Source organism: Kineobactrum salinum (assembly GCF_010669285.1).
GTDB classification, from domain to species: domain Bacteria; phylum Pseudomonadota; class Gammaproteobacteria; order Pseudomonadales; family Halieaceae; genus Kineobactrum; species Kineobactrum salinum.
Genome location: NZ_CP048711.1, coordinates 1,830,495 through 1,841,904 on the forward strand (window position 1 = coordinate 1,830,495; position 11,410 = coordinate 1,841,904).

An 11,410-nucleotide genomic window follows, 5' to 3' on the forward strand; every position below is an offset into this window, starting at 1 on the left:
GGCTCGCGCCGGCGCAAATTCACCGGTCGAGCCGCGCCACTGCCTCCCTGGCCAGCGGCGACAGCTCGCCGCCATCCTCGCGCAGATACTCGCTGAGCTGGATCTTCATGCTGCGGGCCCAGAAGCGGCGCATGTGGTTGGCAACCTGGTCCGCCGCATCGGCCTCGCTGCCGGCGCCGTGCTGCAGGTTCGCGGCAATCTGGTTAGCCATGCGGATCAGGCTCTGCAATTCTCCTGTACTCACGGTGCATGCCGGCGGCTGGCTGACCCGGCCAAGGGGTCGTGGTAGATCACGTGGCGCCCGGGACGAGCGAAGCCAATCAACAATTGCCCGGCCCGCTGCGCGTAGTCAATCGCCAGCGATGTCGGGGCCGAAACAGCCACCAGGGCGCCGATGCCCACCGCGCAACTCTTCTGCACCATTTCATAGCTGGCCCTGCTGGATACCAGCACAAAGCCCCCGGTGTGCATGTCCTCCTCCCGCCGCAACAACGCGCCAATCAGCTTGTCCAGCGCGTTGTGTCGCCCAACATCTTCGCGCAGCATCAGGATATCGCCCTCCGGACTGCACCAGGCGGCACCGTGACTGGCGCCGGTTTCCGCCTGCAGCGGCTGGTGGGCCCTGAGTACGGCCAGCGCGCGCTGGACCGCGGCATCGCTCAGCGGCGGCGCCGTCACCCGCGCCACCGGGCGCAATACCTCGGCCAGCGATTCGGTGCCGCACAGACCACAGCCGGTGCGGCCCGTCAGGTTGCGGCGCCGGCGCTGCAGGCCCGCCAGGCGCTGTGTGGCGATCTGCATCTCCACCGAGATGCCCTCGGGAGCAGCGGCAACAGTACAGTCGTACAGCTCGCCGGTTCGCTCCAGAATGCCCTCGCTCAGGCTGAAGCCCAGTCCCAGCTCCTCGAGGTCCGTCGGTGTCGCCATCATCACCGCATGAGACACGCCGTTATAGACCAGCGCCACCGGCACTTCCCGGGCGATGCTGTCGCGGGCTTGCTCGCGCCGCGGCCGGTCGCTGCAATAGACGCTCACTGGCACCGTGCTGGTCGGCATGATCAGAGTTCGGCGCCATCCGCCGCGAGTTCGCGCCGGCCCTCGCGGTGCAGTTGCCGCTGCTGCTCGTCAAAGGACTGGAACTCGCGCTGCCAGGCCGAGGGCTGGCTCACTTTCTCCACCTGCACCGCGGTCACCTTGTACTCCGGGCAGTTGGTCGCCCAGTCGGAGCTGTCGGTGGTGATGACATTGGCGCCGCTACCCGGATGATGGAAGGTGGTGTAAACCACCCCCGGCAGCATGCGGTCGTTGACCCGGGCGCGCAGCACGGTGTGTCCCGCGCGGCTGGTTATGCCCAGCCAGTCACCGTCTTGGATCCCGCGCACTTCTGCATCATGGGGATGCACTTCCAGCACGTCCTCGTCGTGCCACTGCTGGTTGTCGGTGCGCCGGGTCTGGGCGCCGACATTGTATTGCGACAGGATCCGGCCGGTGGTCAGCAGCAGCGGGTATTTGCGGTTGGTGCGCTCCTCGGTGGCCACGTACTCGGTGATCGCGAAATTGCCCAGCCCGATCGGAAAGTCCCGCTCGTGCATGATCGGCATGCCCTCGGGGTAGGCATCGTTGCAGGGCCACTGGATGCTGCCCAGGCGGTCGAGCTTGGCATAGCTGACGCCGGCAAAACTCGGGGTCAGGCGGGCGATCTCGTCCATGATCTGCGACGGGTGGCTGTAGTCCATCGGGTAGCCCAGCGCGTTGGCCAGATCCACGGTGACCTCCCAATCCTCCTTGCCCGCCAACGGCGCCATCACCTTGCGCACCCGGTTGATGCGGCGTTCGGCGTTGGTAAAGGTACCGTTCTTCTCCAGGAAGGTGGAGCCCGGCAACAGCACGTGGGCATACTTGGCGGTTTCATTGAGGAAGATGTCCTGCACGATCAGGCACTCGAGTGACCCCAGCGCAGCCTCCACGTGCAGTGTGTTGGGGTCGGACTGGGCGATATCCTCGCCCTGCACGTACAGGCCCTTGAAGCTGCCGCTGATCGCGGCGTCGAACATGTTAGGGATGCGCAGGCCGGGCTCGTCGTCGATCTGCACACCCCAGTCCGCCTCAAAGCGGGCGCGGGCTGTTATATCGGAAACGTGCTGGTAACCCGGCAATTCGTGGGGGAAGGAGCCCATGTCGCAGGAACCCTGGACATTGTTCTGGCCGCGTAGTGGATTGACGCCCACCCCTTCGCGGCCGATATTGCCGGTGGCCAGCGCCAGGTTGGCGATGCCCATGACCATGGTGGATCCCTGGCTGTGCTCGGTGACGCCCAGGCCGTAGTAGATCGCGCCGTTGCGAGCCCCGGCATAGGCGCGGGCGGCCTCGCGCACCGCGGCTGCCGGCACCCCGGTCACGCTCTCCAGTTGCTCCGGCGAGTGCCGCGGCTGGCTGATGAAATCGCGCCAGCGGCGGTAGGCGTCCAGGCCACAGCGTTCGGCGACGAATGCCGTATCTTCCAGCCCCTCGGTCACCACCACGTGGGCCAGCGCATTGACCATCGCCACATTGGTGCCAGGCCGCAGTGGCAGGTGCCGGGCGACACCCAGGTGTGGCGTCTTCAGCAGGTCGATACGCCGCGGATCGATCACGATCAGCTCGGCGCCCTGCCGCAAACGGCGGCGCAGTTGTGAGGCGAACACCGGGTGGGCATCGGTGGGGTTGGCGCCGATCACCACGATCACATCGGCCTGCATCACCGAGTCAAAGGTCTGGGTGCCGGCCGACTCGCCCAGCGTGGTCTTCAATCCGTAACCGGTGGGGGAATGGCAGACCCGGGCGCAGGTATCGGTGTTGTTGTTGCCAAACGCGGCCCGCACCAGCTTCTGCACCAGGTAGGTCTCCTCATTGGTGCAGCGCGAGGAGGTGATGCCGCCGATGCTCTCGCGCCCGTAGCGCTGCTGGATCGCCTGCAGCCGGCCGGCGGCAAAGGTGATGGCCTCCTCCCAGCTCACCGCCTGCCAGGGCTGGTCGATGGCATCGCGGATCATCGGCTGCTGCAGCCGGTCCTTGTGGGTGGCGTAACCGAAGGCGAAACGCCCTTTCACACACGAGTGGCCGTGGTTGGCGGCACCGCCCTTGTAGGGCACCATGCGCACCACCTGGTCGCCCTTCATCTGTGCCTCGAAGGAGCAGCCCACCCCGCAATAGGCGCAGGTGGTCACCACGCTGTGTTCCGGCAGGCCCTCGTCGATGACGCTCTTTTCCATCAGCGTCGCCGTCGGGCAGGTCTGCACACAGGCACCGCAGGAGACGCACTCCGAATCCATGAAGGGCTCGTTGTCCCCGGCCGAGACCTTGGAGCCGAAGCCGCGGCCGTCGATGGTCAGCGCAAAGCTGCCCTGCACTTCCTCGCAGGCCCGCACACAGCGGGAGCAGACAATGCATTTGCTGGGGTCGAAAGTGAAGTAGGGGTTGGACTCGTCCTTCTCGGCAGCCAGGTGGTTGGCTCCGTCGAAACCGTAGCGTACCTCGCGCAGGCCCACCGCCCCGGCCATGTCCTGCAACTCGCAGTCGCCATTGGCGGGACAGGTCAGGCAGTCCAGCGGGTGATCGGAAATATACAGTTCCATGATATTGCGGCGCAGCCTGGCCACCGGCTCGGTCTGGGTGGAGACCTGCATGCCCTGCTCCACCGGCGTGGTGCAGGAGGCCGGATAGCCGCGCTTGCCGGCGATCTGCACCGCACACAGGCGGCAGGAACCAAAGGCCTCCAGGTTGTCGGAGGCGCACAGCTTGGGGATGTTGATGCCGGCCAGCGCGGCCGCCCGCAACACCGAGGTGCCCTCGGGCACGCTTACATCGACACCGTCGACCACCAGGCTGACCGTGTTGGCGGTCGCCGCGGGAGCCGGTGTGCCGTAGTCCCTGTCCGGTTCGTGGTAATGCAACATATCAGCGCCTCCGGTTGTCAGTGGGCCGCAGGTCCTCTGCGAAGTACTTCATCACGCTCTGTACCGGGATGGGGGTCATGCTCCCCATCGCGCAGAGGGAGCCGTCCACCATGGTAGTGCATAGCTCATCCAGCAGCGAGAGGTTGGCCTCCGGTCTGTCGCCGGCGCGAATGCGGTCGATCACCTCCACGCCGCGGGTGGAGCCGATGCGGCAGGGGGTGCACTTGCCGCAGGACTCCACGGCGCAAAATTCCATCGAAAATCGGGCCTGTTCACCCATATCCACCGTATCGTCGAACAGCACCACGCCGCCGTGCCCCAGCACCGCGCCGACTTCGGCGAAGGCCTCGTAATCCAGCGGTGTATCCCACTGCGCCGCCGGCAGGTAGGCGCCCAGCGGGCCGCCCACCTGTACCGCCCGCAGCGGCCGGCCGCTGCGGGTACCGCCACCGAAATCCTCCATCAACTCGCGCAAGGTGACGCCGAAGGCCAGCTCCACCAGGCCGCCGCGCAGCACATTGCCCGCCAGCTGTACCGGCAACGTGCCCCGGGAGCGCCCGACGCCGCAGTCGGCATAGGCCTGGGCGCCCCGATCGAGGATGAACGGCACCGCCGCCAGTGACAGCACATTGTTGACCACGGTGGGCAGCCCGAACAGCCCCTCCAGGGCCGGCAGCGGAGGCTTGGCGCGCACCAGGCCGCGCCTGCCCTCCAGGCTTTCCAGCATGGAGGTCTCCTCGCCGCAGATATAGGCACCCGCGCCCAGCCGCACCTCCAGGTGGAAGGCGCGGCCGCTGCCCAGCACGGAATCACCCAGGTAGGCCGCGGCCCGGGCCCGCTCAATGGCAATGTTCAGGTTGCGCTGGGCCAGCGGGTACTCCGAACGCAGGTAGATATAGCCGCGGGTGGCACCCACCGCCAGACCGGCGATGGTCATGCCCTCAATCAGCATATAGGGGTCGCATTCCATCACCAGGCGGTCGGCGAAGGTACCGGAGTCACCCTCATCGGCATTGCAGACAATGTATTTCTGGCCCTCGCCGGCCTTGCGTACCGTGTCCCACTTGATGCCGGTGGGAAAGGCCGCGCCACCGCGCCCGCGCAGGCCCGAGGTCTTGATCTCCTCGACGATGGCCTCCGGCGCCATCGGCAGCGCCCGTTCCAGGCCGGCAAAGCCGCCGTGGGCGCGGTACTGTTCAATAGAGAGCGGGTCTATCACGCCGATGCGGGCAAAGGTCAGCCGCTGCTGGCACGCAAGGTAGGGAATCTGTTCGACAAGCCCCTGGCACAGCGGGTGCGACTGCGCCCCCTCCAGCAGTCCGGCATCCAGCAGCGCGGGCAGGTCCGCCGCCGCTACCGGACCGTAGGCGACGCGCCCGCCGGTGGTCTCCACCTCGATCAGTGGTTCCAGCCAGCACAGGCCGCGGCTGCCGTTGCGAACCAGCTCGAGATCCAGGCCCCGCCGGTCCGCCAGTGCCGCCAACTCCCGCGCCACCGCGTCGGCGCCCATCGCCAGCGCAGTGGTGTCGCTGGGCACGAATACGCGCACCGTCATCAGCGCAGCTCCAGGGCCCGGGTGTCCAGGCCGGTCAGCAATTCATCGAAACGCGCCTCGGATACCCGGCCATATACCGCGCCGCCGATGCGGATGGAGGGTCCGCAGGCACAGTTGCCCAGGCAGTAGACCGGCTCCAGGCTGAACTGCCCGTCGGCGCCGGTCTCGTGATAATCCAGGCCCAGGCGGGTTTTGGCGTGGGCCTCGAGCTGGCGCGCGCCCACCGCCTGGCAGGCCTCGGCACGACAGACTTCCACCGTATGGCGCCCCGGCGGCGTGGTACGGAAATGGTGGTAGAAACTAATCACGCCGGACACTTCCGCACGGGTGAGCCTGAGTGCGTCGGCGATGGCCGCGATCGCCTCGCGCGGAATGTAGCCGACACTGTCCTGCACCGCATGCAGTACAGGGAGCAACGCTCCGGGCTCATTCTGCCAGGTGTCCAGTGCGGCCTGCACGGGGTCAGAAGCGGTAGCTGATGGCACAGTCATAGTGTCAATACAATACCACCGACCGAATGCTCTCGCCGGAATGCATCAGATCGAAGGCCTTGTTGATATCATCCAGCGGCATGGTATGGGTAATCAGGTCGTCGATATTGATGCGCCCATCCATGTACCAGTCGACGATCCTGGGTACGTCGGTGCGCCCCCTGGCGCCACCGAAGGCGGTGCCCCGCCAGGAGCGGCCGGTAACCAGCTGAAACGGACGGGTAGAGATTTCCTTGCCCGCACCCGCCACGCCCACGATACAGCTTTCGCCCCAGCCCTTGTGGCAGCATTCCAGCGCCTGGCGCATCACCTCGACGTTGCCGATGCACTCGAAGCTGTAGTCGACCCCCCCGCCGGTCAGCTGGATGATGTGATCCACCACATCGTCCACTTCCCGCGGGTTGATGAAGTCGGTCATCCCGAACTTCTTCGCCAGCGGCACTTTGGCGGGGTTGAGATCCACGCCAATGATGCGGGTGGCGCCGACCATTTTCGCGCCCTGGATCACATTGAGGCCGATGCCGCCCAGGCCAAATACTGCCACTGTGGAACCAGGCTCGACTTTCATCGTGAAAGCCACTGCACCGATGCCGGTAGTGACACCGCAGCCGATGTAGCAGATCTTGTCGAAGGGCGCGTCCTCGCGCACCTTGGCCAGGGAGATCTCCGGCAGCACGGTGTAGTTGGAGAAGGTGGAGCAACCCATGTAGTGCCGGATAGGCTTGCCGTCCAGCGAGAAGCGGCTGCTGCCATCGGGCATCACACCCTGCCCCTGGGTGGCGCGCACCGCCTGGCACAGGTTGGTTTTGGGGTTGAGGCAGAAATCACACTCGCGGCACTCCGCAGTGTACAGCGGAATGACGTGGTCACCGCGCTTCAGGCCCTTAACGTCCGGCCCCACCTCGACCACGACACCGGCGCCCTCGTGACCCAGGATAGCCGGAAAGGCCCCTCGGGATCATCGCCCGACAGCGTGAACGCGTCGGTATGGCACACCCCGGTGGCACGCATCTCCACCATGACCTCGCCGGACTTGGGACCGTCGAGATCCACCTCGACAATTTCCAACGGCTTGCCCGCTTCAAACGCCACTGCTGCTCGGGTTTTCATCGCAACTCCTTATATATCCCATATGACTTGTGGACAGACTACGGTAGTATAGTTTGTTTCCCTGGGAGAATAAGGTGTATATTTATAAAGACTCTTTTTCTGTATGGAAATTATTGTTGATCGGGCGAGAGAGGTACCTCGACCACCGAGCCATCGGCCGGGATGCGGTGTTCAAGACACGCCGTGAATCCGTCCCTGGAGGCTCGTATGCAGCGTCCCTGCTGCATACGGTCTTGAACACCGCATCCCGGCCGACGTCTCTACCCTGGGTGCCAACCTCTGGGGATTGTATGGCACTTTTCGGTCACTCCAGCGGCAGGTCAGCGTCCTGGGAGGGTGCTTCCGAGACCGTATGCGACATGGATGTCGCATCCGAGCCTCCATGGAAGGATTCACGGCGTGTCTCGGAAGCACCCTCCCAGGACGTTGACCGGGCTACGAAGTCCAATAACCCTAAATCAAGTGCCACGCATCTGAGGATTCCCAGGCATGCATAAATGGGAAGGTATCGAGGCCTTCGTCCAGGTGGCGACCCACCAGAGCTTCTCCCGCGCGGCCCGCGCCCTGGGCGTGTCGAACTCCCATGTCAGCAAGCAGGTGGCGAGCCTGGAGCGGCACCTGGATGCCCGGCTGCTGACCCGGACCACCCGCAAGGTAGGCCTGACCGAGACCGGGCAGGCCTTCTTCCTGCGCTGCCAGGACATCCTCAACACCCTCGAAGAAGCCGAACAGGCCGTCATCGACCTGCAGGAAAAACCCCGCGGCCGGCTCAGGGTCTCGCTGGCCGGCGCCTTCGGCGAGGAGTTTATCACCCCGGCCGCGGTGTCCTTCATGCGCGACAACCCTGGTCTGCACATAGAGCTCAACTTCGACAACAAACTGGTCGACCTGGTATCCGACGGCTTCGACATCGCGATACGCGCCGGCATTCTGGAGGACTCGTCGCTGATTGGCCGTCGTATCTGCAACCGGAAACTGGTGACCTGCGCCAGCGCTTCCTATATCGACCGCTACGGCCAGCCCGAAAGCGTCAACTCACTGGTCAACCACCACTGCCTGATCGGCACGCTGGACAGCTGGCGTTTCCAGGACGGCCAACGCCACTTCGACATGCGCCTGCGCGGCAACTGGCGCAGCAATAACGGGCGCGCCCTGGCCCACGCGGCCATCGGCGGCCTCGGGATTGTGCAACTGCCCGACTTCTATGTGCGCGATGCGTTGGATCGGGGACTGCTGGTACCGGTACTGGAGGATTTCAACCCCACCGATACCGGCGTGTGGGCGGTGTATCCGCACAACCGGCACCTGTCGGCCAAGGTGCGGATGTTTGTCAGCCATCTGGCGGAGCAGCTTGCGGGCGGTTGATGCCCCTGGTTCTGTTGGAGTGGCAATGTGGTTCCTGTGTACTAAAATTACCAAAGTTGCATTAAATATTGCCACTTGTGTTGGCAGGCGAACATTGCCGGCCCAAGACCCGCAATACATTGGGTAACAGACCGTTTTCACGGCGCCCTGGCGACAAGCCCCGACAGGAGCAGGGCCGGTACTGACGATCCAGCGGACAGGGAGTAGATCAGTCATGCATTCCTCTTCATCGATATCCAGCGATACCCTGCTCTGTTCTGAGACCCCCCTGTATCGTCATATGGTGGATTTGCTGGAGCGGGCCGATATCCGGGTCGGCGGCGACCGGCCCTGGGATCTGCAGGTCAATACCCCCGAAGTCTTTGACCGCATTGGCAGCCATGCCAGCCTCGGTCTCGGCGAGGCCTACATGGATGAAGCCTGGGACGTGCCCCGGCTGGATGAGTTCTTCTACCGCCTGCTGCGATCCAGGCTGCACCGCGAGGTACAACCCCTGAGGTTGGTATTGCTGGGATTGCGTCAGCGTTTTCTGAACCTGCAGACGATCCGCCGGGCCTGGCAGGTGGGTGAGGTCCATTACGACCTTGGCAATGATTTCTATACGGCAATGCTCGACTCCCGCATGACCTATACCTGCGGCTACTGGCGCGAAGCAAACACTCTCGACCAGGCACAGGAAGCCAAGCTGGACCTGATCTGCCGCAAACTGGATCTGCAACCCGGCATGCGGCTGCTGGATATCGGCTGTGGCTGGGGCAGCCTGATGGGCTTTGCGGCCGAGCACTACGGCGTCAGCTGTGTCGGCGTTACCGTCTCCCGGGAGCAGGCGGAGTGGGGCCGGGAGCGCTACCGCCACCTGCCGGTGGAATTCCGGCTGCAGGACTATCGCGCTGTGGACGAACGCTTTGACCGCATCGCCAGTGTCGGCATGTTCGAACATGTGGGCCGCAAGAATCACCGCGAGTTCATGCAGATGGCCCACCGCTGCCTGGCCGCGGACGGCTTGTTCCTGCTCCATACCATTGGCAAGAACCAGCGCCACAGCAGCACCGATCCGTGGATCGACAAGTATATCTTCCCCAATGGCGACCTGCCTTCCTGCGGTCAGATCGGCGATGCGGCGGACCGGCTGTTCGTGACCGAGGACCTGCACAATTTTGGCGCCGACTACGACCATACGCTGATGGCCTGGCACGCCAACTTCGAGGCAGCCTGGCCACGCTTCCGGGCGCAACTGGGGCAGCGCTTCTACCGCATGTGGCGCTATTACCTGCTGTCCTGCGCCGGCGCCTTCCGGGCGCGCGATCTCCAGCTGTGGCAATGGGTGTTTTCCAGCAAGGGAGTTGAGGGAGGCTACCACCGGATCGCCGGCTGAGCCCCGCTCAAGGGAACATCAGGTTGGCGCAGCTGCATCCGTCAATTTAGCTTCAACGGGATCCTGCACCAGCGAGGGGGACTGTACCACCCGGTTCCGTCCGCCTTCCTTGGCCTCATAGAGGGACTTGTCGGCCCTGCTGAGCATTGCCTCTGTGGTCACCACCCGCTGCTGACCATGGCGCGAAACAGTGGTCGCGCAGCCTATGCTGACGGTCAGTGGCCGTCGCAGGTCGCTGATCTGCTCGACTGCAGCACGCATCCGCTCGGCCACCCTGAGGCAGGCCTTTTCGTCGGTGTCGGGCAACACTACCGCAAACTCCTCGCCGCCGTAGCGGGCGCAGACATCGTTCACCCGCCCGCAACGCTCCAGCTCCGCCGCCACACGTCTCAGGGCCTGGTCGCCCTCAGGATGGCCGAAACTGTCGTTGTACTGCTTGAAATGATCGACGTCTATGATCAACACGGAGAGAAATAATCCAGCCCGCGCGCTGCGCTCCAGCTCGGCATTGAATTTGTCGAAGAAGGCGCGCCGATTGTAGACTTCGGTCAGCTCGTCCACGGTCGCCAGCCGCTGCAGACGGGCATTGCTGGCGGTTAGCTCCCGCTGCTGTTTGTGGAGCACCTCGGTTGCCCGTTTCTGCTCGGTCACATCCTGCAGCTGGGATAAAAAATACAGCGGCGTTCCCGCCGGATCGCGGACCAGCGATACGCTCAACAGCACCCAGACCAACCGGCCACTGCGGTGATGATAGCGCTTTTCCATCCGGTACACATCGCGGTGCCCCGCCAGCATCTCTTGCAGGTAGGCGAGGTCAGCCTCCAGGTCATCGGGATGGGTGATTGTCTGGAAGTCGATGGCCAGCAGTTCGTCGGCGGTATAACCCAGAATCTGGCAGACCGCGTCGTTGACTCTCAGCCACCTGCCCTCGGGGGAAACCAGCGCCATGCCAATGGCGGCAAAGCGGAAGGCACTCTCGAATAGATCGATACTCTGCTGCATGCGGTGCAATGATTCCAGCCGTTGCTGTTCCAGCTGGTCCCGCTCAATGAAAACGCTGAGGCCGCGGGCCATCAGCTCGATCAGCTCCCTGTCATTGCGCGAAAAACCTTCCTTCTGCGGCGTACAGGCAAAGAAGCTCAAGGTGCCGTAGATCTCATTGTTAACCCAGATCGGCGCTGCCAGATAGGCTTTCGGGCTGTGCTGTGAACAGGCAGCGTGACCCGGCAGCAGCGCATCCCGCCCTGCATCCGCAACCGCGACCGGCCGCTGCTGCGCCACCACCGCGGCACACCAGGTCTCGCCCAAAGGCTGAGTCTCACCCACAGCGACGGCAGCGGAATCCGGCTGGGCTGCGAGGATGGTGCAGGTTTCGCGCTGAATCCTGACGACAAGGCCAATGGTCATGCCCGTCAGGCGCAGCCCGGAAGCCAGGTACTCACGGTACAGTTCGGGGTAACCGGCATAGTCGGCGAGCGAGAGCCGGTGCAGTTCGCGAAAGTGTAGATCGGGATGATTCTTGGGCATCCGGTGTTCACCTGGGCCGGTGGTTCGCCATGGCTACCTACGGCAACCCGCG

The 11,410-nt window shown here is 64.3% G+C and carries 8 protein-coding genes and 1 pseudogene; 2 read left to right on the plus strand and 7 right to left on the minus strand.

The features are described 5' to 3' along the window. Nucleotides 1-19: 19 nt before the first annotated feature. From G3T16_RS07830 to G3T16_RS07855, 6 genes and pseudogenes are all read right to left on the minus strand, one after another. Complete coding sequence (locus G3T16_RS07830) at nucleotides 20-244, minus strand: formate dehydrogenase subunit delta (protein ID WP_197911958.1); 225 nt, start codon at nucleotides 242-244, stop codon at nucleotides 20-22. Beyond that, a complete protein-coding gene (fdhD, locus tag G3T16_RS07835) occupies nucleotides 241-1,056 on the minus strand; it encodes a formate dehydrogenase accessory sulfurtransferase FdhD (protein WP_163494559.1) in 816 nt (271 codons plus the stop codon). Before fdhD ends, G3T16_RS07830 begins: the two co-directional genes overlap by 4 nt. A 2-nt stretch (nucleotides 1,057-1,058) precedes the next feature. Further along, complete coding sequence (fdhF, locus tag G3T16_RS07840; RefSeq protein ID WP_163494560.1) at nucleotides 1,059-3,935, minus strand: formate dehydrogenase subunit alpha; 2,877 nt, start codon at nucleotides 3,933-3,935, stop codon at nucleotides 1,059-1,061. A 1-nt stretch (nucleotide 3,936) separates the two neighbouring features. Beyond that, on the minus strand, nucleotides 3,937-5,490 hold the full coding sequence (locus G3T16_RS07845) for a formate dehydrogenase beta subunit (protein WP_163494561.1): 1,554 nt from the start codon (nucleotides 5,488-5,490) through the stop codon (nucleotides 3,937-3,939). Then, nucleotides 5,490-5,981: a formate dehydrogenase subunit gamma gene (locus tag G3T16_RS07850; protein WP_163494562.1), complete on the minus strand. Its 492-nt coding sequence runs from the start codon at nucleotides 5,979-5,981 to the stop codon at nucleotides 5,490-5,492. Before G3T16_RS07850 ends, G3T16_RS07845 begins: the two co-directional genes overlap by 1 nt. A 4-nt stretch (nucleotides 5,982-5,985) precedes the next feature. After that, a pseudogene (locus tag G3T16_RS07855) lies at nucleotides 5,986-7,091 on the minus strand (S-(hydroxymethyl)glutathione dehydrogenase/class III alcohol dehydrogenase). 489 nt (nucleotides 7,092-7,580) lie between these two features. On the opposite strand from G3T16_RS07855, the gene G3T16_RS07860 reads away from it, so the two are divergent. Next, complete coding sequence (locus tag G3T16_RS07860) at nucleotides 7,581-8,456, plus strand: LysR substrate-binding domain-containing protein (protein ID WP_163494563.1); 876 nt, start codon at nucleotides 7,581-7,583, stop codon at nucleotides 8,454-8,456. A gap of 214 nt (nucleotides 8,457-8,670) precedes the next feature. Further along, a complete protein-coding gene (gene cfa, locus G3T16_RS07865) occupies nucleotides 8,671-9,831 on the plus strand; it encodes a cyclopropane fatty acyl phospholipid synthase (RefSeq protein WP_163494564.1) in 1,161 nt (386 codons plus the stop codon). A gap of 18 nt (nucleotides 9,832-9,849) precedes the next feature. Here cfa and G3T16_RS07870 read toward each other — a convergent pair whose 3' ends face one another. Beyond that, nucleotides 9,850-11,358, minus strand: coding sequence for a sensor domain-containing diguanylate cyclase (locus tag G3T16_RS07870; RefSeq protein WP_163494565.1), 1,509 nt, complete (start codon nucleotides 11,356-11,358; stop codon nucleotides 9,850-9,852). Nucleotides 11,359-11,410 lie beyond the last annotated feature (52 nt).

Bases quoted from the DNA above. Each gene is read 5' to 3' on its own strand.
- fdhD (WP_163494559.1), bottom strand. From the start codon at position 1,056: ATGCCGACCAGCACGGTGCCAGTGAGCGTCTATTGCAGCGACCGGCCG.
- fdhF (WP_163494560.1), bottom strand. From the start codon at position 3,935: ATGTTGCATTACCACGAACCGGACAGGGACTACGGCACACCGGCTCCC.
- G3T16_RS07845 (WP_163494561.1), bottom strand. From the start codon at position 5,490: ATGACGGTGCGCGTATTCGTGCCCAGCGACACCACTGCGCTGGCGATG.
- G3T16_RS07850 (WP_163494562.1), bottom strand. From the start codon at position 5,981: ATGACTGTGCCATCAGCTACCGCTTCTGACCCCGTGCAGGCCGCACTG.
- G3T16_RS07860 (WP_163494563.1), top strand. From the start codon at position 7,581: ATGCATAAATGGGAAGGTATCGAGGCCTTCGTCCAGGTGGCGACCCAC.
- cfa (WP_163494564.1), top strand. From the start codon at position 8,671: ATGCATTCCTCTTCATCGATATCCAGCGATACCCTGCTCTGTTCTGAG.
- G3T16_RS07870 (WP_163494565.1), bottom strand. From the start codon at position 11,358: ATGCCCAAGAATCATCCCGATCTACACTTTCGCGAACTGCACCGGCTC.